A 22,455-nucleotide genomic window follows, 5' to 3' on the forward strand; every position below is an offset into this window, starting at 1 on the left:
TCACCGCTTCGCCAACTGGCACTGCATCGCAGTGATCAGCACGCTGGTGAGGTCATCGGAATTGATCTGGATGGTGTAGGTATTGGTAGATCCTGCGACCGGGCTGGTGTCGGTCCAGATCCATGTGGACATGCCTTCGGCATCGACGATGTCTATGTCCGGCGTCCCGGAAAGCGCAGTGACGCCGTTGCGCATGCAGCGGAACGTCGCATGGTCATTGCTGCCGCCATTGCGCTGCAGCACCATCGAAACCCTGATCTGCACCTGCTGCGAACCATCGGCGGCGGGCGTAACCGCGACAGAGGCCGCAACCCCTCCCGGTGAAATGGTCTGATACGTGCCGGTCGATGTCACGGACCAAGCTGTGCCTGAATAATAGCTGGTCCCGGCCGTGATGGCATTGTCCTGAACCGCGCCGGTCCCGACATTGTCGTCCTTGATCGTACCGTCCGGGTTCGACGTATTGTAAGGCCGTTGGTCGGCCAGCATCGGATAGGGATTTTCCCAGACGTAATTCGTCGCTCCGGGCTGCTTCTGGCCGAAGCACGCCCAGACCGGCGTGTCGCCCGCGGGCAGGCTGCCGTAATCGTCCACCCAGCCGCTCGGCACCCCGCTGCTGTCCGCTGGCTTCGCGGGCTGCGTGGCATTCTTGCGATAGACGATGTTGGTGATCACCCCATCCAACTGGCCGCTCATCAGCGCCCAATAGGTGGCATTGGGAGGCTCATGGCCGCTCGACGGCGTGGTGTTGATGTAGAGATATTTCGCGCCGTTCGGCAGGCTGACGTAATTGCCTTCGCGATAGGTCGTGCTGGCGTTGAACGCACCGAGATCGATCAATTGCGCGGTGAAGGCGATCTCGCTGGTGGTATGAACGCGCCAGGCCCGGTTCGCGCCCATCGTGGTCTTGGCATAGGGCGTGCTGACCGACTTCTCTTCGATCTTCTTGACCACGGGCAGGGCACGGCCCCGGCCTTCCAACACCACCTGTTCGGGCTGATCCAGCGCGATGCGCGCGGTGAATAACTTGCCCGCGAACGACACCCCGCTCTGCGCGTTGCAGGCCAGCGCGAGTTTCGCGGCGATCTGGCGGAACGTGGTTTGCTGTGTCAGCACAAGATTGATCGGGCGCGGCACTGCTGCGTCCAGCCCGTCGAGAGAGGCAGTTTCGAGCAGGTCCGCATCGATGCCGGCGATGGTGGCGAGCGCCTTGATGATCGCTCCGGTATAGCGCGGCGTGGAAGTGCCGACCTTGTGGCCCTTGATGTCACCCGTGATCACGCCATAGGCCGGGGCGCCCAGCCGGATCATGCCAGCGGCAAGGCAAGTGGCGTATTTCCCATTGGCGACGGTGGCCGCGACCAGTGCGGAATAGGTGCTGTAATTCGCCACGGGCGATCCGAAGCTGCTGCCGCGCTCAAACAGTTCGGTCAGTTCCTCGATCGCACCGTAGGCGCTGAACTGATAGACGTTGTTCACCGCATCGATCAGCACCGGCTCGACGTTCTTGGCATGGCCGATCACCAGCGGCTTGACCCGGTTTTTCAGGTCTGCCGAGCCTTCCGCACCGGTTGTCCCGGCATATTCCAGCGTAAGGACATCTTCGTCGAACGGCTCGGTATCGACCTCGGCCGTCAGCGTCAGCTTATCGTGGGTCCGGTCCTGCGCCGTAACCTTACCGGCGAATACCCGGCGCCACGGCCATGTCTCACCGGCTGCACCTGCGAAGATCTCCACGCCGGCACCGGCCCAGACCAGCGTGTTGATCCAGTCCATGTCCTCGCGCAGCCGGTCCAGCGCCAGCGCAAATTCCGCTGCACCGGTAGAGACGGAAGTAGACAGGTCGCCATCGAACAGTCGCATGGCAAGGGAAGGGGCCTTGGTGACGGCGGGATACCAGGTCACATCGCCAAGGCCGGTTATCTCGCGCAGGTTAGCCGTGCAGGCGCGCACCGTCACGCGCCCCCCGTCCGCGGGATATAGCGGAGTGACCCGGATCAGGCAGTGCTGGACCATCAGAAGTTCGACACCTTGGCGCTACCGCTGCCGCTGGCCAGCAGGGCGGTGAGATTGTCGAGCCGCACATTGGTGGCACCGATATTCTGGTTCACAGCGGCAAGCTGCGAATTGGTGGTGTCGATCCCGCTCACGATGGCCGAATTGTCATTCACCGGCACGGCGCTGGTCGAACTGGGGTCGGACCGATTCTCTGCCGCTTCCAGCGCGGTGCGGGTCAGGGTGGTGACTTCGTTGAGCAGGTCGAAATAGGGCTGCTGCGAGCCGTAGATTTCGCGCTCGATTTCAAGCAGCGTGCGCGCCGCATCAGCGAAGTCGTCGTAAGCCGTGGTGTCGCCAGCAGCGACCCGGGCGGCGAGGGCGTCATATTCGGCCTTGGCCAGTGATTCCCTTTCACGGAGCGAGAGGGCCGAATTGTTGACCGTCAGATCGTCCAGCAGCGATTGCATCGAGCCGACGACCGCTTGAGTAGCTTCCTCGATCGCCTTGGCCCGCTCGATGCCATAGAGTTCTTCGAGCTGGGCATATTCCTCGGCGCTGGCGCCTGCCTCGGCAAAGATCTCGCGCAGGCGGTCGAATTCCTTCTCCACCTCGTCAATCGCGGCGCCTACAGGGTCCTTGTAGGCCTTGAGCCGGGTGAAGACGCTCTGAAAATCGAGAACCTTCTGCAGTGACTTTTCGAGGTCATCGCCAAGCATCAGAAGCCGCTCTTCCGATGCCGTCAGCCCATCGATCACGCCGTCCTTGATAAGATCCATGATGGCATATCGGATCGCGGCGGCCTGATCCTGGCCGAAGTCGATCGCGCCATCCTCGATCTTGGTCAGGTTGCGGCCCGTTGGATCGACGCGCCAGCTATCCTTGCGGATACCGATAGAGACTGCACCGGCAGCGGAATTGACATCGGCACCCAGCGCTTCGGCAATGCGCTCGATCGAATCCAGCACTGAGTTCGCACCAGTCGTTGCGGCCTGGATGCGATCGTCATTGCCGCCATAGGTGCTGGTGATGTCGGCGCCGTTAATCGTGACGGTGCCCTTTTTGATCCCGCCAAGGATCTTTTCGAGGATTCCTCCTGCAATGGCTCCGATGATGTCGCCTCCGGGGATTCCCGTCAGGGCGCCAAGGGCCCCGCCGATCTGGGAGCCGGTCTGGCCAAGCTCGATACCGAACGCGCCGGCGAGGCCAGACACCATGGTTCCAGTCTGTGCGCCCTTGAGTGCAACATCCAGAGCGTCAGTGATGCCTTCGGGAAGCCCTTCGATCCCCTTGAGCGCACCAAGGATTGCGCCGACATCGCCAGCCGTGGAATAGCCGTAGAGTGCGCCGGACATGACACCCTGCAGGCTGGTGAAGAACTTGACCCCGAAGATCTCGTTGAGGCCGTCGAGTGCTGGTGCGACGATCTTCCGGGTAAGCTGTTCGAAATACTGCTCCGGCGTCAGCGACATCACGGAACCTTCGACGACGATGGCATTGCCGTTGTCGTTGGCCGGGACTGTGCCTGCCGCTTTCAGGCTCTCGACGAAAGCTGGACCGAACTCCTGCTCGAAGGTCATTGCAGTCGTGGCGGAAGGATTGAGAACCTTCTCAGTCGCGACCGCTAGCGCGTCGGCAAAGTCAGAGGCTGCGCCGCCCGCCCGCTTCGTTTCGCTGGCCAGGAAGTCGTTGGCGCTCTTCACACCGAACTCGCCCTTCACGAACTGGTCGAGTTCTTCGAGTGCGGGCCCGAAGATCTTGTCTACGAGGACCTTCGATTGAAGGTTGGAAAAGATCTTGCCGAAATTGGCGATTGAGCCTTCCCCGGAGAAGATGCCTTCCAGCTCGCCGCGGATGCTTTGCGTCGTTGAGAGGTAGGCGCCGAGCAGGTCGCGCTGCTTTTCCAGTTCCTTCGTGCGTGCATATTCGTGCGCCGCGACGTCTGCCACTTCCTGCTTCATGTCGGGATACATTGCGAGCAGCTTGGCGAGGGCTGCTGCTTCGTCCTTGCGCCCGTCCGTGATGAGTTGCTGCACCTGGGCGCGAAGGGCCTCTTCGGTGCCGAGTTGGCTTTCCAGCGCCCAGATGGCCTGCAACTGTGCGGCTTCGGCTTCCTGCCCTGCCGCGAGCAGTTCAGCGATTTGCAGGCGTCGCTCGGATTCCCGCGCCATGTCTTCGAGGGGCCGGACAAGTGCCTCCTCAACGGTCCGCTTTGCCGTTTCGGCACTCGCGATGGTCTGCTCGAAGTTCGGAGGCTTCCGTTCGGCAAGGTCGGCTATGAGCGCGTCCAACTGGCGGGTCGCCTGCGCGGCCTGGTCGATCAGGCGTGGCTGCTCGTCGAACCGCTCGTTGATCCGGGCGATCGATTCCGCGGCGCGGTCGCCGAAGTTCTCCAGCCGCTCGGCCGCGCGCGCTGCACTGGTGTCAGGCTTGCTGGGCCGATCCTTTTTCTGCGACTGATCGTAGGCCTTGAGCGCAGCGTCTTTCTGCTGCGTGACCTTGAGCAACTCGCGCTCATAAGTGGTCTGATCGATCAGGTTGCGCTTGCGGCGTTCATCGAGGCGGGCCTGCTGCTCAGAGAAGCCGATCTCGATGTTGTAGCGCTCATCCGTGGCCCGCTTGATCCGCTCGGTTCCCGCAGCCACGCCGGCGCTGGCAAGTTCCTTTTCCGCTGCGGCAATGGCGGCTTCGACGCGCGAGATATTGGTCTGCTTGAGCTGGTCACCGGTCACGACGACGCCAGGAATGCCCATGCTGGCACCGGAGACTTCACCGAAGGAACTGGCCGGCGTTGCCTGCAGCCTCGCCAGTTCCGCTTTGGCCTCCTTGAGGATCGCCGCGGCCTTGCGTTCCGTGGCGATGATGGCGGCATAGGTCAGCGCCGTGCTGCGATCCTGAGCCTTGTTGTATTCCTCGACCACGGCAGTGAGGCTGGCATAAGAGTTCCGGGACAGGTCCAGCCGATCGGTCAGCAACTCCATGGCGCCGGCTGACTTGTCGGCCGCCTCACCACTCTCGAAGAGCTTGGCCACAAACGGGCCCAGAATGGCTGTGGCCGCGAAGATGGCTGCGCCCCATGGACCGGAAAGGAACGTGGCAAAGCGACCGATTGAGGCTTGTGTGGCGTTGGCGCTGCGTTCCAGACCTGAAAGCGCGAAAGCCGCCTGCGGTGCTTGCTGAGCGAAGATCAGAAAAGCGTTCGTCCCAAGCTGGGCCTGAACAACAACATCCTGCAATTGCTGGCCGAGTTGCACATAGGCGGTGCGACTGGCGCGAATGGAGTTGATGACGTTTTGTTGTTCGGTAGTTCCTTTTCGCGTCGCTTGCTGGACCAGATCAGTTGCGCTTTTCTGACGGTTCAATTCCTGCTGAACGAGACTGGCAGCCCGAGCGTGCGCCTGCGCGGCTTGAGATGCACGTTCCTCTTCCTGCCAGAGCGCCTTTGTTGCCTGGATCGCCTGCCGGGTTTCCTGCGAATAGAGGCCTTCCGCTTGTGCTGCTCGCACCGTAGCCTCATAGACCTCCCTTGCTGCTGTGGCACGTTGCATCTGGGCCTGAGCCGCTGCATTGAGTTGATCGACACCGAGATCAAGGCTCCCGGCTGAATTGCGATTAACCGACAATGCGCGGTCCAGAATATCGCGCGTCTTCTCGGAAAAGGCGTTCAGTTTTCCGCTCATTCCACCAAGAATGCCGTCAACTTCTGCAAGAGCGGCTTGTTTGGCTTGGGGATTTTCTTCGTGCTGCATTTTAAAAATGAGCGGGAATACTGAATCACTCATCAGCGCGCAGTCCTTCCAAGAGCATCGAGATAGATTTGCGGCAGTTTTTGGCGGATGGCATATCTGACCGCAGCAATGTTCACGCGAGCGGAGCGGGAAGTCCTTGGAATGCCGATGAAGGCGACGAGGAACTTCTTCTCGATCTGGCCCTTGCGCAGAGTCCCTCGGCGGGTCAGCGACCGGGCGCTGCGCTTCCTTCCCGCAATATTGACGCCCACGTTCTTCACCACCAGCAACGGATTCCCGTTGACGGATGGAACAATCTCAAGAGGCCCAATCTTGCTGTCGAAGCCCCCATCTTTCCATTTTTGCGGAGTCATGCGGTATCGCCCGGTGACGCGAGGAATGTCGTCAGTTGCGATCCAGAGCCAGCGGCTCCGCACAGGCTTGATATCGGCGCCTTCCGTGTATGCCTCGATGGCACCTACCGTCCGGTCACTCTTGGTGCGGACATAGACGATGCCGGAGGTTGAGAACCCGCCTCCGCTCTGGCGATGCACAGTGCCTTTCCTGTAGTCGGAAGTCGCTTCAATGGCCTGCCCAAGGCGTCCCAGCCGCCCGCCTTGCATGGCGCGACGAGTCTCAGTCTTGCCCAGTTGTGCAGCACGCTCCGAGGCTATCAGTGCAGCAGCCTCCCTGCGGCGATCAAGCAACTGCTGATACTGTCGGTATGGTCCCAGATATTTCCCCAGAAACACCTGAACCTTCATTCCCGCCATCGCGTCGTTTCTCCAAATAAGAAGGGGCGCCCAGATGGACGCCCCTTCGGGGTTGGTTGCCGGCCAAGACGCTCCGCGCCTCGCCGCACCTTGCCGGACCTTAACGGGCCTGGCCTGGCCTCAACATGCCTGCCTTACCGTAACCCGCCATGCCTGAACGCGCCTGGCCACACCGTGCCATGCCTCGCCTGACCATACCTGCCATGTTTCGAGCCCTATTTGGCGGCCCGAGCCTCATCGATTGCGACAAACACGTTCGCCAGTTCAACAAGCTCTGCGTAGCGATCCCGCCACGCCTCCAACTCCCTCAGCGCGCCCAGCAGGACTTGTCGGCGCAGTTCTGGATCAGCCATCGCATGCGAGACGGACGTGTAGCTTCTGTCTTCGTCGCGAACGACCGACACAAACGCTCTGATCGGCTTTGACTCGTTATGGTCAACCACCGCCTCAATGGAGCGGATAAGATATCTGGCCTGCTCGATGCGGTATGCGTTTGCCGCTGCAGCGTCGTTCCACTGAAATTCAGAGTGAAGCGGGTTTTGTTCATCGCGAGCAGCCTCGATAACCATTTCGCTTTCAAGGCGGCCGTTGTTCCTAATGCGAATACGTTCGAGTTCTTCACCAGCAATTTGAGCATCTATCCCAATGCGAGCGCCCGATTTCCATTGGTATATCATTGCTCATCTCCGCCACCTACATGGAACCGACCATAAGATCCGTTCCGCTCCGGCCTCCATTCACCAATTCCGATGGCGAAGCCTGCGGTATTGAGCAGGTTTGCGATTTGCTCGGAGCTGATCGCATTTGCATTGAACTTGACTGTTACCGGCATTCGCCAATTCGGAAATTCCGGACGGTAACGAATATCAGCCGTGCCCATGCCGATACGAACCATATCCTCCCGAGGCCGCGGCTCTCCAATTACGGGCAGCATTTCTGCATCGATATGGAATGCCCCGCGGGCCTCAGTCATTTTCATATCAACGAAGCGGCATGCGGAAACCATCGCGGATTTCACGCCGATGGCAGGGAACCCGTAGGCACCAGTCTCAGTGCGATAGAAGCACGCTTCATAATCGGCCTCAGGATCCTTTGCCTCCTTTGCCTGCTTGGCCTTCTTCATCTGCTTTTCCAGCATCTGACGCTTGGCCTTCTCGCTCCAGGCATGAACAATGAGCGGGCTATCCCCGATCAGCATAAGCATGATTGTCTCGATCCGCAGAGCGGGGAGGGTGATTTGCTTGGCTTCGGCCATATTTACGCCCTTCGATCAGATACGGCGCCGGCAGGCTCGTTTAGCTGACTTTCCAGATACTCACGAACCGCGGCCACCTCATTGATGGGTCCGATGCTCTGGTCGATGTCATACACGGGATGAAGAATACCTATTTTAGGCTCTCCAACATCATCAGCCGCGATGTCGGGATCGTCATCTTCAAGGTCAAAGTCTCCATCGATGATGTCGATCAGGTCGATGGCGACTGTTATGAACGCTTCAAGCTGTCGCCGCTTGAAGCGAGACAGCACTTGTTCCACCGGCGAGGGCTGTGGATTCAGCACGCTCAAAGCTGTAATGGGCAATGAAGCCATGACGTTGCTCCTATTAAGCACGTTGTGGTTAGGGCGGCTTGAGAGGTGCGAACTCTCTTGCCGCCCGAACTTTATGGCGTTATAAAACCATCATGTCAACACTTGGTAGCGCTAACAAACCAAAAAAGATGGGGCGGCCCGCGGTGGACTCCGAGGCTGTGAACGTTCGCTTTGAACGATCCTTATTGGACTCAATTGATCAATATCGACGGAAACAGGACGATCTTCCGTCTCGTCCAGAAGCCGTGCGGAGACTAGTTCAAAAGGCCTTACATCTGGAACCGAATGATTGCCTTTGATGTATTCGGCGTGCCCTCTTCAATAGGCACCTCGCAGAAAGCCGTGCTTCTCAGAGGTGTGCCAAAGCTATTTTTAGCATCATATTCGATTGTGACAGAAACGTGCGGGTTTTCGTCATCATCGAAGCGGTACGATGAAGATTTGATGCGCTCGTAGGTAGAGGGGGCCTTAAGGCCATTTTTTATTTCGTCTTCGCATGCTGTTACGGCACGGTCGCAGCCAGAAAGCAAAAACGCAAAGACAAGAATCCCCCACCTCATTTGCTTATCTCTCCATGCCCAGCACCGGAGTCAATCCCTCCGATTTGTTCGCGCCCTTGCTATGGCATCCCCGATCGTGGCGAAGGCATCGAGCAGCACGCAGGGCTGATCGAGCATCGCGCCGCCATCGGGATAGACATAACCCGCCATGCCGCGATCACAGCGGGAATGGATTTTCAGCAAGTCGAAGTGTTCCCGCCTCAGTCGCTCGCGCGGGTTTTCTTCGAAGTGGCCCGCGCCGTCGATGTCCCATCCGGATTGGCCCCAGTCTTCGAATTCTGCTGGGGACTCTCGGACGGCGACGGCGATGCGCAGTTTTTTGCCTCTTCCTCGTCAAGGAACATGCGCGTGGCGCATTTCCCCAGAAGTTCGGCCCATGACAGGCCGGGCTTGAGGCCGTGCTTTTCTTCCAGTTTGGTGAGCGCAGTTTCGATCTGGCCGATGCTGTCGATGTCCAGATAACGGCGGTCGATCACCGGTTCGATATCCAGACCGGAGAAGGTCTTGACCGTAACCGCAACCATGGTTTCGAACGCCATCTGGCTGGCATAGGCGTTGCGCGCGATCATCTTGCCGAGCGGGCGCCATTCCTTGGTCAGGTCCCGGTTGAGGTCGGTGACCGCGGCTTCGATCACCGGGTCATAGGACCAGACGAGTTTGGGATCGTCCTTCTTCTGCAGGTCGAAATCCTCGCGGGCCTGCCAATAGGCTTCCAGCTTCCCCCTGTTCTGTTCGAACTGCTCCGAGCCCCACAGGACTTCGAGCCCGCGCAGGGTTTCGGCGCGAACTTCCTGCAGGGAATGACGCATGGCGCCGACTTCCACGATCAGGTTTTCCCGGAAGCGCTTGTCGCGTTCCGTGCAGGCCCGGAGAATGAATTCGGGCTTGGTGTCCAGCTTGCCCTTGTCGTGAAGCTCGGCAAACCGGGAAGGGGTGAAGGCAAGCGTCTCGCTCGCCTCCACCGGGACGATATTCTGCGCATCCTGGGGCACAACAGGATTCCTTTACGGTTAGGGATTGAGGATCAGAACGGGAAGACCAGGCAGATGCCGCGATCGATGGCATCCACCAGCAGGTCGCCGCTTTCCATGATGAGATCGCCGCCCATGTCGGGGCTGGGATGGGCAAGGCGGACCTGCGGCGCCAGCACCTGCACAATCGCGCCGGCCGCAGTGCCATACTGCGCCCAGAACGGATAATAGGCCTGCGCCTCGGCCATCGCGAGCGTGTCGATCACGGACTTGAGATAGCGCTGGCGGGTCTGCGTGATCCGGGCCGTGCTGGCCGTGACCTCCGGAGCATCGGAGCCATCGGCCTGGTTCGGGTTCGGCGGGTTGGCGCTGGTCAGGCCGAGATCGATGGTGAAGGTCGAACCGCCCACCGGGATGCGGTTCAGCATCATATTGCCGTCCTTGAACAGCGGCACGGCGCCGAGTGCAGGGATGGCCGGAGTTGCTTCGTCGGCATAGTCATCGAGAATGCCTTCGACCGTGATCTGCAATTCGGGATAGGCGGCCTGGTCGCGCGTGCTGGTCGGGAAGACGAGCTGGGCGGAAGTGACGCGCACGTCCTTGAGGTCGTAGCGCAGGCCATCGAGCCAGAACTGCATGGACAGATACGGCGGGTCGCTGGAATCGACGCTGCGCATGTAGCCGATGAAGGTCGGGATCTGGTAGTTGGCCGCAGGTGCGCCGCCCAGCGTCTCGGGCAGATGCGCCGACTTCGTGCCACCGATGTAATCGATGATCTGAGTGAGCTGGTTCTTGTAGCCCGAGCCATTATCGGAAAGGACCAGCGGGAAGCCCTTGTAGGTATCGTCGGTCGTTCCGGCACTCGAACCCAGCACAGCCACCGTAGTGGTGCTGCTCCCGACCGCTTCGGGCGAAGACGGAATCGCCGTGGCGTTGCGCACCTCGGCAAATTTGCAGGCCTGCATCAGGTAACCGAATGGCCAGTCATTCGCGGAGGGCAGCGCCGAAGGCGGCCGGATCTTCACGTTGAAACTGAACGCCTTGCGCGAGCCTGCGACTGCCGGGGCATTCTTGACGATCGAGCCGGTGTATTCGTCATTGTCCACCGTGATGGGGGTGAAGCTGGGACGAAGCTGCGAAACCGGGATCAGTTCGCCGCTATCGGGTTCGTCGAAAGTGCCCTGTGCCGCCTGCAGCGTCACAGCGACGGCGGAATTGTTGGTCTTGCCAGCCATCTATGCTGTCCTTTCTTTCAGGAATCGCCATCCGCCTTTTCGGCGGGGGCAGGGGTGGGCTTGGTCGCCTTGGTGGCGGGCTTTTCGGTTTCGGGGGTGGCCTTCGGCTCGACGTAGCTCGTCGCCTTTTCCAAGGCCTTTGCCGGGTCGGTTCCCTTCGCGAGAGCGTCGTGAAGCGCGCCCACGTCCACGCTGCCGCTGGGCAGCGGGGGCAGTTTATTGGTCATGTCAGAAGTCCTCTGCTTGAGGGTCAGAAACTCGCCCCGGCATGGCCGAGGATAGTGAAGGGGTTCCCGCGCGCGGTCAGGTATTGCAGGCGGAACTGCAGCGAGATCGCGGAAATGTCGCGGCGCTGGCCGTCGCCCGTCGCAGCGTCGATTTCCTGCATGTCCTGCAGCATCCCGCCAAGCGTCCGGTCCGCGGCCAGGGCGGTGAGGGCATGGGCAAGCCCTTCGCGGGCTCGCTTGGCCTTGATCACGCCGGCCTCCCGCGCCACGGCCTCGACATCGAGGGTCAGGGTGTTGAGGGTCTGCGCGCCCGGCTCGAAACTGTTGTCGTAATCCGGCCCCATGGTGCGGATCACAAGCGCGAGGATATCGTCACCCTCAATCGCTACATCGATGGGCTGGTCCGTGAGGATGGACCATGCCGACAAAGCGGCATAGTCGCGTAGGACCTCGGCAGCGGCGGCCTCCACCTTCGATACGGCTTCATCGACCGGGTCAGCCACTCATCGTCTCCACGTCGAATTCCCAATGGGTGCCGGCTTCGTCCTGGCCCACGTTGACGGGGCGGAAGGTCTTGCCCGGCATTTTGGCCAGCATCAGGCGGCAGGTGCCGCCCGGCTTTGCCGGCACATCGCTCTTGAGCAGGGACACGCGGATCGCCTGCACGATGGCCTGTGAGACCTCGAATGATCGCGTTGCGTCCTGATACTCCACCCGCGCCTTGACCGCGCCATAGGAGCCGCCTGCGGGCTGATACTGGATAGTCTCGTAAAGGAAGTCCCGGCAGGCCGCGTCGAGCCTGCCGGTCCAGTCATCGAGATTGGGAGTGGCCATGCCTATTCCGAAGTCGGCGGGGCATCGTCGGCGCCGACGCCGATGGAAGATGGATTGGCCAGATCATGCGCCAAATCCCCTTCGGGAATTTCCAGCGGCTCACCGTCCTCGCCCAGAACCTGCGCAAGGTCAGCCTCAGCCATCTTGGCCTCGATCTGCTCGACGCTCCACCGCGGGCCGGGGTTCTTGCCGAACATGGCGTGATAGGCCTTACGCGCCGCTGCGAGCGGACTGGCAGGCTTTTCGGCCTTGGCGGGCTTCGCCGCGCGCTTGGCCTTGGGCTTGCTGCCACCGGCCTTGCCGTCGCCGTCATGGTCGAGTTGGGGCTTGTCGGTGGTAGGCTTGGCCTTCTTGGCCCGAAACAACTCGTCCAGCGCATCGACCGGCACTTTCGGGAAGCGACTTTCTTCCTTGGGGCTGTCCGGATCGCCATGGAACTGGCCGTAGGGGCTGGTGACGGTGAAGGCCTCAAGGGCCTCCACCGTTTCCATGTCAGGGAACTTGGGCACGTCAGTTCTCCCTTATTCGTTGCCCTGCAGCAGCGCGTTGGGCGTGGTACAGAGGTGCAGGCAATAGCTGGCCACCGAGAGGTCAGCATATTCGTTCGCCACGGTCGGATCGGGAACGATCATGGAGTAGCGCTCCAGACCAAGGGTGTTGACGAAGTCGAAGCCCTCGGCCGGCGAATAGACGGCCTGAAACACATTCGGCACGCCGCGGGGGAAGATCTTGCACTTGTCGCTGGCGATCGCGATGGTCGAGTTATCGTCGGTACCGCGATAATTGATCCAGCGAACGCCCCAGGCCCGGACTTCGTCAAAGACGTTATCCTGCAACAGGGTGCGCGCCGCTTCGGTCTGCAGATAGGTGGCGCGGTATTCAGCGTTTTCCTGCAGCTTGTCGAAGAAGCTGTCACCGCACAGGGCAACGATTTCCATGCCGGTCGTGGCGCGGCCGCCCAGCGCGCGAATGATGGGACGCTTGACGTTCTCGGCAATGAACTTCTTGACGCCGGTTTTCGCGGCCCAATCGAAGTTGATTTCGCTGCCCTGTACGACGCCGAACTCGTCGTAGAAGTCGTAGATCTCGGTATCGTCGGCATCGAGCAGGATACCGTTGATGGCCGAAAGCATGTGGCGTTCGATCGTTGCAGACAGATCATTATCCAGCAGCATCTGACGCCGGGCGATTTCCGTCTGCACCGCTTCGAGTTCGGTTTCCGAACCGAATGCACGGATGCCCTGCAGTTCGTCGGCCAGAATGCGATCTTCTTCGGCCAGGCGCACCGTAGCGAAGTTACGCACATTCCGGCGATCCTTGGAACGGCGGCTCTTTGCCGAACCGCGCTCCGTCACCGGAATGATTTTCAGGGTCTGCCCGCGCTTCTCGATGAAGAAGTCCTTGGTGCGGATCGGAGTGGGAGTGAAGAGATTCAGGCTACGCAGGAAGCCCGGGACCGTTTCCATGTCCTGAATCGCAGCAGTCATGGAGAGCGCCGAGAATGCGTCCTGCTTGAACACGTTCATGCCGATCATGGCGATGTTACCTTTCTGAAAAGAGGGCCGCGCTTACGAGCGCAGAATGATGCCGAGAGCGGCAAGCTGAGTGATGGCCTTGGCCTTCTCATCGGCAGTGATGTCGGCGGGCCACACCAGAAGCCGGCCATTCACCTCGGCATCGCGCGTGACGGCAACCGCATCAGCGCCAGCAGTGGTGCCCACGACCGGACCGTAAAGGATGCCAGCCGCGATCTGCGAGCCATCCGTGCCGTCCTGGTCATACGCCTCATATTTGAGGACGGATTCGCCATCGAGATAGGCCACGTTGATCGGGATGATGTCGCCCACCAGCCAATCGTTCGAACCATCGGCCACGGTGATGTTGATCGAGCGCGTGCCGTTATAGGCCGTGCCGATCGTCAGAATGCCGTCGATGGTACCATCAGGCTTGATGACCTTGAACTTGCCCGTTGCGCCCGTGGCGGTGCATTCGAGCTGCCAGTCACCCGGCATCGCGCCAGCATCGGCGGTGGCGGCAGAAATCGTGCCATTGCCAACAGTGCCGCCAACGCCGGAAAAGGGCGTGCCGACAGTGAGAGTGGGGGTGCCGGTTTCAACAGCGCCAAGCACAGTGCACGCCTTGACGGTGGTGGAATTGTCGCCCGTCAGCAGAATCTGCTCGCGAGAACGGCGGCCCGGCGCTTCGCTGACGATGAATTCGCCAGTCCGCGGAGTTTCGGTAAGAGTCGTCATTTTCTCAATCCTTTCGGAACTGGAGGGTTACTTCCGGCCTGCCAGCTTGGCCGCCTTCGCCACAGCCTTGCTCCAGCCGTGATTTTCCTGGGCAACGGGTTCGCCCGATCCCGGCGCATCGCCCGTGTCGGGATTGCCGCCTTCGCGCATCTGGCTGAGCATCTGCTGGCCTTCATCGGCGCTGGCTGCCGGCGTGAGTTTCGGCAGCATCGCCACGATGGCCTCGGCCTTCATGTCAGAATTGCCGATCAGTTCGGCCGCCGCCATTTCGCGGCCCTTGACGTGTTCGCTGGCGAAAACATCGGTCACGCGCTGGCGCTCTTCGGCCCGCGCCTTCGACACCGCATCGGCCATGGCCTCAGCGGTCACAGTGCCGGCCGGTGCTGCGGCCTGCTGTTCCTGGTCCTTCATATTGGTGTCCTTCTTTTTGCAGGAGCCATTGGCTTCTTCTTCATCGTCATCCTCCAGATCGTCCGGATCTTCGCCGGGCTCTCCTTCGGGCATTCCATCAGGGTCGCGCATCTGCGCGCGCGGCATCTCGGCCTGGCCGCGCATGACGCCGCCAAGCCCGCCGAAACGGGGCTTGCTCATTGGATTGTCCTCGGGTGTCAGGCCGCGACGCGGCCCAGTTCGTACTGCAGGAGATCCCAGGCCTCAGCCTCGGACATCACGCCATCGACCAGCCCGAGTTCAAGGGCATCGCTGCCGCTGAACAGATCGCCTTCAAGGCCATCGACCTGATCGAAACTGAGATTGCGCCCCATGGCGACGAGGCTGCAAAAAATGTCGTGCGTCTCGTCCACCATGGACTGCAGCTTGGCGCGCGCCTTGTTGTCCAGAGGTTCGGCGCCAGTCATGCGCCCCTTGCGCGGCGCGCCGCGGATAACGCTCACATCCATGCCGTTCTTGTCGAGCGCCTTCGAGAAGTCGGTGAACATGATGTAGGAGCTGATCGAGCCCGTAATCATAGTGCGCGGGCCATAGACCCGGTCGCATACCGACGCGACGGCGTAGGCCGCGCTGGTGGCCTGTTCATTAATGAATGCCCAGATGGGCTTGGTGCCGCCTTCGCTCTGCGTTGCCCTGGCAATTTCCTCGCAGAGCGCGAAACAGCCCGCTACCTCGCCGCCCGGACTGTCGATGTCGAACCAGATCGCGCGGATTTCGCTATCGGCCAGCGCGGCGCGGAACTTGCGCGCAATGCCATCGTAGCCCGTCATGCCGGACGTGGGATCAAGCCAGCCGAACTTGTGAACCAGAGTGCCGCTAACCGGGATTACGGCAATGCCGTCATCGGCATGGTAGGGCTTCCAGTTGTCATAGTCGCGCCGGGCATCGCCGGCGAGGGCGACCATATCCGTCGCACCCAGCGTCGTGGCATCCAGCCGCTCGAAACTGCCGACGCCGAGACGTTGATGAAGCGCGGCAATAATGACCTCGGCCTTGTGTTCCGTGATCATCAGCGGGACGTTGAAAACCCGCTGCGACAGCATGGAAAGCTGGCGGCAGGGCTCGGCACGCTTCTTCATGCGTCTTCCCTCGGTTGTTTGCCCAGCGCGGCCTGATCGGCGTTATCGGGGTTGTCCTGAGCGTCACTGCCAGCATCGCCCGCGCCGGTTCCGCCTTTCGCCTTGAGCGCCTGATAGGGATCGAGCCCATATTTCTCGCGTGCCTTGGCCTCGCGCGACTGCCGGAACAGTGTCTTGTCCAGCGACCGGCCCTGTTCATTGGCGATCGAGGAAGCGTCGGTAACGCCCATGTTGTAGAAGAACTCGTTGGCCTGCCCTTCCTTGAGCGGATCGACAGTCCCCCGGCCCGGCCCCATCCATTCGCAGAGCGTCAGGGCGTTGCGCCACTTGTAGAAATTGGTCTTGCGGCCCGGCACCGGAATGATGCCCTTGGCCACGCCTTCTTCGAGCAGGGCGAGGTAGATCGGGGTGCAGAATGCCTGCGTGAACAGCCAGCGGTCATGCAGCAGGCCGCGCCAGATCTCGTTAAGCATGGCGCGCGCGCTCGAATAATTGATGTCGGCCCAGTTCTGCGACACCTGGGCATAGGACAGGCCAAGATTGGCAGAGATGGCGCGAAGCCCTGTGGCCTGGAAGTCCGGGTAGTTGCCGCTGGGATGCTCGGCCCGCTGAAAGTTCAGCTTCTCACCGGGCAGGCCATGGAACATCCGAACGCCGTTCAGGCGCACCGGGTTCTGCATGCGATAGGCCATCTGGACCTGCAGCGCCGAAGCCGAACCATCGCTGCCACTGGTCGGGGCAAGCGCCGCCGCAATATCCTCCGTCGCGGCCGGGCTCTCAACCCAGCCAGCCATCACCGAATTGAGCAGCGCCGCTTCGATCTCGGCGTCATCATAGCGATCGAACATCTTGATGCGCTTGATCGCCGCGACGAACTGGCTGATGCCCCGGCGCTGGTCTGCACGGTTGCGCTTGAAGGCGTGGACGAAGATCGGGCGGCCCGTGCGACCGTAGAACGGCACGCGCGACCATTTGAAATTGCCGGTCGCGCCGGACTGGATCGATGAGGGATGCGATACCCGGACATGCGCCGCGACGGGGGCCTTGTTCGAATTGTATTCGATGCCATCGACCAGCGTGTTGCCGTTGGTCAGCCTGGTATTGTCGGCCGCACCGTTCGGATTGGTGATGCGGTCGGGATCGATCACTTCGACGCAGGTTTCCCATTGGGCAAGCACGCGCGGGCCGGTCGGGGGCAGCATCTTGATAACGGCTGCTGCTTCGCCATCGTTCCACCAGTGGCGATAGGCCAATTCGACCATGCCGCCGAATTGCAGCGTCATTTCCGCATCGCACAGCTTGCGAGGATCGCGAGCCCACAGCTCGAATTCCTGTTCGACCTTGCGGGACCATTCATCGGCCCAATCCGGGGTCTGGCCTATCAGTTCAAACGCCGGCATGGCTTCGAGACAGAGATTGGGGCCAACAACGGCCTCGGCGCGCCGATCCGATGCCCCGGAAATGATCGGGTGATTGCGCACCAGATCGCGGGCGCGGCGCTTCACCATGTCGCGCGAGGTCAGAACCTCGTCGAGCCCAGCGGACAGGGGAGGGGACCAACTTCCCATTTCGCGGCTGTCGTAGCTCGCCGCGTCATAGGTGCGACCACCGCCGATACTCGCCATCATGGCAAGGGCGCTGCTGTTGACAGCGGTGAAGGAACTATCCCCACGCACGCGAAACCGCGGCTTTTCCGAAACAGCCTGTGTCATCAGTAGTAGAATCCTATGGCGGAGCGGCGGGGTTTGCCTGCCTCGGCGTTCACGGCTTCCTGATATTCCCGCTCAAGGTTCAGTATCGCCGTGTCGAGTTCTTCGAGCGAAACCGTAGCAAGGCGCATCCGTCTGCCGTCGCGCGACACATCCTCGATGCGTTCGCCTTTGAGCAGCGCGCTGCGAGCGGCGCGGGTATCGGCAAGATCCGCCAGAATTTCGGTCGTGGTGCGCTGGGTTGTCATGTCAGCAACTCTCCGCGTTGGACAGGCCCACGCCAGATTCGGTGATGGGGGTCATAGCCAGCCCTCTTCACGCATCGCACTTTCAAATGCGTCAGCCAGGATGCTTTGACCGGCCTCGTTCAGATGCTGGTTATTACTGGAACTGTGCCACCCGTTGTCGCCCTGAGTGTAGATGCCGTCGATGATTAGTTGGCGCATCCACTCATAAAGATCGACGTAGACCGCGCCCGCTGCCGATGCTGCCGCCTGCTGCTTGGTGCGCAGAGTAGCATTGCGGGCCAGTTCAGTATCAACTGTGTCGCCTCCGCTGGTCCAATTCCAGTAATGGTTCCCGGCGATAAGGATTTTAGAACAGCCCTTGCTCTGCGCATAAAGGGCTAGTTCTGTGAGGTTCTTCTGCGTGTCGATTGCAACCGCAGTGCCAGTTGCGGGCGCGCCGCCTGAAAGTGCAGAGGCAAGCGTGATGGTGTCACCCGATACAGATAGAATTTGCTTCTGCTCGCCGCCAACTGTGATCCAGCCGTCTGCCTTGTAATAGCTGCCTTTGCCAGTCTCTATGGCAAATGTCGTGTCAGTCGGAGTAGGCGATGCCTGCACCGTCCCTCCCGTCGATACATCATTTGTGCCGCCATAGATGATGACAATGTCGGGAGTTCCGTCAGCGATGATCTCGGTGCGGCGATTCATCATCTCGGCAGTGCTGTCGCCCTGCACCCCGGCGTTGATTGCATGAACGATACGCTCAAGCCTATCATTTAGTAGTGCCGGGTAGGCTTCGTCTTGCGTAACGTCAGCAACTACACCATGCGTCAGGCTATCGCCAATACAGGAAAGACTTAGCATGAACGGCCAGCCTGCCTTGGCCACCTCCTTCGAAATTGCCCGGTTCAAAACGATCAATGAGCGCTGATCGCCTTTTTGGGGATAGCTGTTAATAGCTCCAACTGTATTAAACGGATCGGCGCCGATGCCGTTATAAGCGGGCGGCGTGGCATTGGCGTTTAGGGCGGTGGCGTTGGTGGTTTTGACCACATCATCAACGACAACGAACGTGCCCGTGGGGCCGCTGGAGATGACGTAGGTAAACCATCCGCCTGCGGTTATGACGTTGTTTGCCGTGACGTTGGCTGAACTCCCGCCAAAGCCTACACTCGCCGTGAGATCGTCTGATCCAGCTAGAGCTATCACCTGCAAACGATCATTGCCTCCGGGGTCGATACCGAAGATTGTTCGCTGCCCGGCGTCGGTTGCGGCGTCGAAACGCACCTCGCCTGCAATAGTGATTTGAGTATTGCTGTAGGGCCATGAGGCCGCCGCGAGACGCGCAAAGTTTGAGGCGTCAAAGTGCGCCCCGTCCGTGCCATTGGTGAGCAACCCAGTTATTACCAGCTTCCCCGAAACTGGGCCGCGATAATTGTTCGCGCTGGTCGTGTGATCTTCCACCACCATCTGCGCCGTTTCAAAGTCAATGGCGAAGCCTTCTTCATGTCCGATGCTAAACAGCCTTTCGGGGCTAAAAATGCCCCGCCCCAACCCGACGCCAAAACCAGTCAGGCCGCGCAAGCCTCTGAAACCGAATGAAGACATTAGGCGGTCTTGATCGCCAGTTTGGTGCCGGGCGTGACCCAGAAATCAGCTTGCTGTTCAGCCGCGATCGGAAAACTCGTCGCATCGGCCACAGGCGCCGTTCCGAATTCGACGACAATCGGGACAGCGGGAATGATGGTAATCGCGTTGGTCGCAGCGTTGAACTCGATTGGAGTAGCCGAGCTGGTACCGGTTGCTTCGACATGCTGCTTGGCCGTGAAGGGCACGTTGCGCAGGCCGAGATGCGGCACAGCCGGGTGGCTGATTGCCTTTGTCATCTCGAAGATGCGGACGTTGTTTGCCATATCACCTATTCCTCGCTCTGGTTGAGTGCCTGATCGAACAGCGCAAACGCGCTTGCCCCGCCTGCTTTGACCTCGCCCCCGGTGGTCTTTGGATCACCTCCTTCCGGCAGGAGGGGCACAGGCCGCGCCCAGACGGGCAGGCGGGCCTCATCGGTCCAGATGTTCTTCTCATTGTCGGGCCGCAGCATCAGCCGGGCCGCCTCGTTGTACCCATAGAGGTCGAGGCTTTCGTTCGGGCCGCTGCGTTTCCACTTCCCGTCGATCAGCGTCTCACCGAAGAACTGATCGATGTAGAAACCTTCCAGCTCGCGCGGGAAGGCGCATTGGCCCGGCTTCGGAGCGCCGTCGCGGCCCGGCCTGACAGCCAGGCGTTCCAGCGTCAGTTCCTTGGCCCGGTCGGCCCCGATATTGTATTCCAGCGTCACCGGTTCGACCGGCTTGCCGTTCTCGTCCTTGTCGACCTTGCGCGGGTCGCTCAGGATCGGGCGCTTGCCGGCGAAGCCCTTGACCAGCTTTACCTTGGACCATCCGCCCCAGGCATAGCCCTTGCGCATGGCGCGACGGGCAAATTCGCGGGCCTTCCACGTCACGTTGCCGTCGCCGCTATCGATGCATGTCACCGCGACGGGCAGGGCCAGGTCCGGTCTGCCTTCGATGGGGAAGCGCCGGGCAACCACCATGTCGAGCAGGACGGACCAGTCATCGATGTTCCCGGCCAGATTGATGTCACGCCAGATTCCATCGCTGTGGAGCCGCTGACGCAGCGTCTGGCGATCGATCAGCCATGACCGGGCTTCGAGATCCCAGCCCAGCCACATCACGTCGAAATAGCGTCCGCCCGTATCCACCGCAGCGGTTACGAAGCGGACGCCTTCCGGGATCGTGCCCCGGTCGTAACCGGCTTCCCTGACACGATCCTTGAGGACCTTTGCCGAGACGCCGCCCGTAGTGGCCGCGCCTTCGAAGATTTCCCCCAGCGCCTTGCTGAGGAATTCCTTGAGTACGGACACGTCCTGCGTCCGCTCGAACTTGATCAGCGCGGCTTCGTACTCACGGGCCAGCTTGCCCACCGTCACCGATTTCAGCAGCAGGCCATGCACCCAGAAGCCGTGCGTCTCGGTGTCGGCCATTTCGCCCAGAATGCCTTCGACCGCGTCGAAGGTCTGGCCCCGGTGCAGCCAGCCAAAGGTGCCGTTCTTCTCGCCCTCGCGCAGCGCCTCATCCACCATGGCGCGGCGCTGCACATCGCTCAGTTTTGCCCCGCAATGGGGGCAGAGCATGTGGGCACTGCGTTCCGCCAAATCGATCCTCGCGTCATTGGAGAGGTTCGCGTTGCGGTTCCATGTCAGCTTGAATTCCGGGATCTCGTCCCAGAACTTCGTGGCATAGGCCGCGGCATATTTCCGGCACCGCTTCGCCGCGCAGCGCATCACGTAGATGCCCCGGCTCGAATCCTCGAAACAGGCCGCTACGCCACTGGCCCAGCCAAGGTCGGGGTGCGACATGATCGCGCCCTTGCGCCGGCTGCCCAGCAGCTTCTGGCGCCCATCCATCTGAGTCTTCGGCGTTGCGGCGTATTTTTTGGCCCAGGCGTCCGGTTCGTCCATTTCCATGAACACCGGCTGCCGGTTTCGGAACGTCGAATCCTTGGCGCTGAGCCATTCGACGGGATAGCCGTTGATGCGCTTGAACGTGTCGGTATTCTCGCCCCGTTCCTTGCCGACGCGGGCGGAAAGGTCCGGGTTCAGGTCGAACATCGGTTTCACGACATTGCGGCAGTAATCCGTCACTGCCTCATCGCTGTTCAACACCCACGACACATGGCCCATGGGACCGAGCCGGATCATCTTGAACAGGTAGTTTTCAGCAATTGCCGTCCCGCCGCTGCGAGACGGTTTCGGCATCACCAGCACGTTGCACTTGGGGTTGTCCAGCGCGTGCATCGGCCCGACATTGTAGGGCGTCAGCCAGCGGTCATACCGCACCACCGCGCCGCCCTCCGCGCCGGGCAGGAGGCGGTATTTCTCTGCGCAATCGACGGTGCTGATCTGCTCCGGTGGCTGGTATAGTTCCAGCGCTTCACCCAGCAGATCGAGCGGGTCTTTCAGGAATTCCCCGGCCGCAAGCGCCTTGACCTGGCGTTGCAGGCTTGCCGGGCTAAGCAGCGCCTCCATTCAGGCCGCTTTGCCCCATCTCACCGAGACATTCCTTGGCCGCCCGCTGCTGGGTAAGCATAAGCGAGCGGAAAGCATCTTCGACCGAACTCCTGATTTCTGCCGGCCATTGGCCGAGCGGGTCCATTTTCTGCACGGCCTGCAATCCAGCATCCTGCATCGCGGCGAACATCTTGCGCGTCGCCGTCGCGGCCTTCGTCGCGTCGATCAGGCGCCCCTGGCGCTCCTGCGCGTCCTGAACCTGTATCGACAGGCTCACCATCTCGCGGGTCTCGCGAATGTCGAAATCGTCCGGCACCGCCTCAAGCGCAGCGCCTCCCGCGATGTCCTTCATGGCGCGAGCCTTGGCCGATGCTGCATCGCGCTCGGCTTCGAAATGCCGGATCAGGAACAGGATCGTGGCGCGCGGTTCGAATTCCCATTCGATCCCGTTGCCACCGCGAACGAAGCAGCCTGCCTGTTCCATTCCGGGCACGGTATCGCACCAGCCCCGCAGGACGGGGCGGCTCACGCCCAGCAACCGCATCATCGGCTCGAAGCTGAGCTTTTCACCGCATGCGATCTGGCGCGCATTCTCGATTGCGGCATCAAGCCGTTTCAGCCTGGCAGTGAGCGATGTAGCGTTGCGGGCCATCCGTCAGAAAGTCCCGTAATTCTGCCGTTTTTTGGGCATGAAAAACCCCGCGCGGGGCGGGGCTGTCCGCTCTTGGCGGATTTGTAGATTTCGGAAAAGATGTG

General features: G+C 60.9%; 24 protein-coding genes. All 24 read right to left on the minus strand.

From position 1 onward, the window contains the following. Nucleotides 1-2,016 carry a hypothetical protein gene (locus tag SZ64_RS04355; RefSeq protein ID WP_054529696.1) on the minus strand — a complete coding sequence of 672 codons (2,016 nt, stop codon included), beginning with the start codon at nucleotides 2,014-2,016 and terminating at the stop codon, nucleotides 1-3. Next, nucleotides 2,016-5,675 carry a phage tail length tape measure family protein gene (locus SZ64_RS04360; protein ID WP_162225073.1) on the minus strand — a complete coding sequence of 1,220 codons (3,660 nt, stop codon included), beginning with the start codon at nucleotides 5,673-5,675 and terminating at the stop codon, nucleotides 2,016-2,018. The genes SZ64_RS04355 and SZ64_RS04360 overlap by 1 nt, the downstream gene beginning before the upstream one ends. 101 nt (nucleotides 5,676-5,776) lie before the next feature. Next, a complete protein-coding gene (locus SZ64_RS04365; protein WP_156313491.1) occupies nucleotides 5,777-6,496 on the minus strand; it encodes a hypothetical protein in 720 nt (239 codons plus the stop codon). Between the two features lie 215 nt (nucleotides 6,497-6,711). Then, the gene (locus SZ64_RS04370) at nucleotides 6,712-7,173 is read right to left on the minus strand and encodes a hypothetical protein (protein WP_054529699.1); all 462 of its coding nucleotides are present in this window, start codon (nucleotides 7,171-7,173) and stop codon (nucleotides 6,712-6,714) included. After that, complete coding sequence (locus SZ64_RS04375) at nucleotides 7,170-7,751, minus strand: hypothetical protein (RefSeq protein ID WP_054529700.1); 582 nt, start codon at nucleotides 7,749-7,751, stop codon at nucleotides 7,170-7,172. Before SZ64_RS04375 ends, SZ64_RS04370 begins: the two co-directional genes overlap by 4 nt. A 2-nt stretch (nucleotides 7,752-7,753) precedes the next feature. Next, complete coding sequence (locus tag SZ64_RS04380) at nucleotides 7,754-8,086, minus strand: hypothetical protein (protein ID WP_054529701.1); 333 nt, start codon at nucleotides 8,084-8,086, stop codon at nucleotides 7,754-7,756. 269 nt (nucleotides 8,087-8,355) lie between these two features. Continuing rightward, the gene (locus tag SZ64_RS18505; protein ID WP_156313493.1) at nucleotides 8,356-8,646 is read right to left on the minus strand and encodes a hypothetical protein; all 291 of its coding nucleotides are present in this window, start codon (nucleotides 8,644-8,646) and stop codon (nucleotides 8,356-8,358) included. A 30-nt stretch (nucleotides 8,647-8,676) separates the two neighbouring features. Next, nucleotides 8,677-8,829, minus strand: coding sequence for a hypothetical protein (locus SZ64_RS18510; RefSeq protein WP_156313495.1), 153 nt, complete (start codon nucleotides 8,827-8,829; stop codon nucleotides 8,677-8,679). Nucleotides 8,830-8,846: 17 nt separating this feature from the next. Further along, nucleotides 8,847-9,638: a hypothetical protein gene (locus tag SZ64_RS04385; RefSeq protein WP_054529702.1), complete on the minus strand. Its 792-nt coding sequence runs from the start codon at nucleotides 9,636-9,638 to the stop codon at nucleotides 8,847-8,849. A 32-nt stretch (nucleotides 9,639-9,670) separates the two neighbouring features. Then, a complete protein-coding gene (locus tag SZ64_RS04390; RefSeq protein ID WP_054529703.1) occupies nucleotides 9,671-10,852 on the minus strand; it encodes a hypothetical protein in 1,182 nt (393 codons plus the stop codon). 17 nt (nucleotides 10,853-10,869) lie between these two features. After that, nucleotides 10,870-11,079, minus strand: a complete 210-nt coding sequence (locus SZ64_RS04395) for a hypothetical protein (RefSeq protein ID WP_054529704.1) — start codon at nucleotides 11,077-11,079, stop codon at nucleotides 10,870-10,872. A gap of 23 nt (nucleotides 11,080-11,102) precedes the next feature. Further along, nucleotides 11,103-11,582 (minus strand): hypothetical protein, encoded by a 480-nt coding sequence (locus SZ64_RS04400; RefSeq protein WP_054529705.1) that lies wholly within the window; start codon nucleotides 11,580-11,582, stop codon nucleotides 11,103-11,105. Beyond that, nucleotides 11,575-11,913: a hypothetical protein gene (locus tag SZ64_RS04405; RefSeq protein WP_054529706.1), complete on the minus strand. Its 339-nt coding sequence runs from the start codon at nucleotides 11,911-11,913 to the stop codon at nucleotides 11,575-11,577. The genes SZ64_RS04400 and SZ64_RS04405 overlap by 8 nt, the downstream gene beginning before the upstream one ends. A gap of 2 nt (nucleotides 11,914-11,915) precedes the next feature. Then, nucleotides 11,916-12,422 carry a hypothetical protein gene (locus tag SZ64_RS04410; protein ID WP_156313497.1) on the minus strand — a complete coding sequence of 169 codons (507 nt, stop codon included), beginning with the start codon at nucleotides 12,420-12,422 and terminating at the stop codon, nucleotides 11,916-11,918. A 12-nt stretch (nucleotides 12,423-12,434) separates the two neighbouring features. Next, a complete protein-coding gene (locus SZ64_RS04415) occupies nucleotides 12,435-13,448 on the minus strand; it encodes a major capsid protein (RefSeq protein ID WP_054529708.1) in 1,014 nt (337 codons plus the stop codon). Nucleotides 13,449-13,481: 33 nt separating this feature from the next. After that, nucleotides 13,482-14,165: a head decoration protein gene (locus SZ64_RS04420; protein WP_054529709.1), complete on the minus strand. Its 684-nt coding sequence runs from the start codon at nucleotides 14,163-14,165 to the stop codon at nucleotides 13,482-13,484. A gap of 27 nt (nucleotides 14,166-14,192) precedes the next feature. Then, nucleotides 14,193-14,756 (minus strand): hypothetical protein, encoded by a 564-nt coding sequence (locus tag SZ64_RS04425; protein ID WP_054529710.1) that lies wholly within the window; start codon nucleotides 14,754-14,756, stop codon nucleotides 14,193-14,195. A gap of 17 nt (nucleotides 14,757-14,773) precedes the next feature. Then, nucleotides 14,774-15,694 (minus strand): S49 family peptidase, encoded by a 921-nt coding sequence (locus SZ64_RS04430; protein WP_054529711.1) that lies wholly within the window; start codon nucleotides 15,692-15,694, stop codon nucleotides 14,774-14,776. Continuing rightward, nucleotides 15,691-17,406 carry a phage portal protein gene (locus tag SZ64_RS04435; RefSeq protein ID WP_054529712.1) on the minus strand — a complete coding sequence of 572 codons (1,716 nt, stop codon included), beginning with the start codon at nucleotides 17,404-17,406 and terminating at the stop codon, nucleotides 15,691-15,693. The genes SZ64_RS04430 and SZ64_RS04435 overlap by 4 nt, the downstream gene beginning before the upstream one ends. Then, the gene (gpW, locus tag SZ64_RS04440; protein ID WP_054529713.1) at nucleotides 17,406-17,651 is read right to left on the minus strand and encodes a gpW family head-tail joining protein; all 246 of its coding nucleotides are present in this window, start codon (nucleotides 17,649-17,651) and stop codon (nucleotides 17,406-17,408) included. Before gpW ends, SZ64_RS04435 begins: the two co-directional genes overlap by 1 nt. A gap of 51 nt (nucleotides 17,652-17,702) precedes the next feature. Next, the gene (locus SZ64_RS04445) at nucleotides 17,703-19,238 is read right to left on the minus strand and encodes an SGNH/GDSL hydrolase family protein (protein ID WP_054529714.1); all 1,536 of its coding nucleotides are present in this window, start codon (nucleotides 19,236-19,238) and stop codon (nucleotides 17,703-17,705) included. After that, nucleotides 19,238-19,543 (minus strand): hypothetical protein, encoded by a 306-nt coding sequence (locus tag SZ64_RS04450; RefSeq protein WP_054529715.1) that lies wholly within the window; start codon nucleotides 19,541-19,543, stop codon nucleotides 19,238-19,240. The genes SZ64_RS04445 and SZ64_RS04450 overlap by 1 nt, the downstream gene beginning before the upstream one ends. A gap of 5 nt (nucleotides 19,544-19,548) precedes the next feature. Next, nucleotides 19,549-21,717 carry a terminase gpA endonuclease subunit gene (locus SZ64_RS04455; RefSeq protein ID WP_054529716.1) on the minus strand — a complete coding sequence of 723 codons (2,169 nt, stop codon included), beginning with the start codon at nucleotides 21,715-21,717 and terminating at the stop codon, nucleotides 19,549-19,551. Then, nucleotides 21,701-22,351 (minus strand): hypothetical protein, encoded by a 651-nt coding sequence (locus SZ64_RS04460; RefSeq protein ID WP_054529717.1) that lies wholly within the window; start codon nucleotides 22,349-22,351, stop codon nucleotides 21,701-21,703. Before SZ64_RS04460 ends, SZ64_RS04455 begins: the two co-directional genes overlap by 17 nt. Between the last annotated feature and the right edge of the window lie 104 nt (nucleotides 22,352-22,455).

This window comes from Erythrobacter sp. SG61-1L (assembly GCF_001305965.1).
Taxonomy (GTDB): domain Bacteria; phylum Pseudomonadota; class Alphaproteobacteria; order Sphingomonadales; family Sphingomonadaceae; genus Andeanibacterium.

Coding starts and splice junctions, on each gene's coding strand:
- SZ64_RS04355 (WP_054529696.1), bottom strand. CDS start 2,016: ATGGTCCAGCACTGCCTGATCCGGGTCACTCCGCTATATCCCGCGGAC.
- SZ64_RS04360 (WP_162225073.1), bottom strand. CDS start 5,675: ATGAGCGGAAAACTGAACGCCTTTTCCGAGAAGACGCGCGATATTCTG.
- SZ64_RS04365 (WP_156313491.1), bottom strand. CDS start 6,496: ATGGCGGGAATGAAGGTTCAGGTGTTTCTGGGGAAATATCTGGGACCA.
- SZ64_RS04370 (WP_054529699.1), bottom strand. CDS start 7,173: ATGATATACCAATGGAAATCGGGCGCTCGCATTGGGATAGATGCTCAA.
- SZ64_RS04375 (WP_054529700.1), bottom strand. CDS start 7,751: ATGGCCGAAGCCAAGCAAATCACCCTCCCCGCTCTGCGGATCGAGACA.
- SZ64_RS04380 (WP_054529701.1), bottom strand. CDS start 8,086: ATGGCTTCATTGCCCATTACAGCTTTGAGCGTGCTGAATCCACAGCCC.
- SZ64_RS18505 (WP_156313493.1), bottom strand. CDS start 8,646: ATGAGGTGGGGGATTCTTGTCTTTGCGTTTTTGCTTTCTGGCTGCGAC.
- SZ64_RS04390 (WP_054529703.1), bottom strand. CDS start 10,852: ATGGCTGGCAAGACCAACAATTCCGCCGTCGCTGTGACGCTGCAGGCG.
- SZ64_RS04395 (WP_054529704.1), bottom strand. CDS start 11,079: ATGACCAATAAACTGCCCCCGCTGCCCAGCGGCAGCGTGGACGTGGGC.
- SZ64_RS04405 (WP_054529706.1), bottom strand. CDS start 11,913: ATGGCCACTCCCAATCTCGATGACTGGACCGGCAGGCTCGACGCGGCC.
- SZ64_RS04415 (WP_054529708.1), bottom strand. CDS start 13,448: ATGATCGGCATGAACGTGTTCAAGCAGGACGCATTCTCGGCGCTCTCC.
- SZ64_RS04420 (WP_054529709.1), bottom strand. CDS start 14,165: ATGACGACTCTTACCGAAACTCCGCGGACTGGCGAATTCATCGTCAGC.
- SZ64_RS04425 (WP_054529710.1), bottom strand. CDS start 14,756: ATGAGCAAGCCCCGTTTCGGCGGGCTTGGCGGCGTCATGCGCGGCCAG.
- SZ64_RS04430 (WP_054529711.1), bottom strand. CDS start 15,694: ATGAAGAAGCGTGCCGAGCCCTGCCGCCAGCTTTCCATGCTGTCGCAG.
- SZ64_RS04435 (WP_054529712.1), bottom strand. CDS start 17,406: ATGACACAGGCTGTTTCGGAAAAGCCGCGGTTTCGCGTGCGTGGGGAT.
- gpW (WP_054529713.1), bottom strand. CDS start 17,651: ATGACAACCCAGCGCACCACGACCGAAATTCTGGCGGATCTTGCCGAT.
- SZ64_RS04445 (WP_054529714.1), bottom strand. CDS start 19,238: ATGTCTTCATTCGGTTTCAGAGGCTTGCGCGGCCTGACTGGTTTTGGC.
- SZ64_RS04450 (WP_054529715.1), bottom strand. CDS start 19,543: ATGGCAAACAACGTCCGCATCTTCGAGATGACAAAGGCAATCAGCCAC.
- SZ64_RS04455 (WP_054529716.1), bottom strand. CDS start 21,717: ATGGAGGCGCTGCTTAGCCCGGCAAGCCTGCAACGCCAGGTCAAGGCG.
- SZ64_RS04460 (WP_054529717.1), bottom strand. CDS start 22,351: ATGGCCCGCAACGCTACATCGCTCACTGCCAGGCTGAAACGGCTTGAT.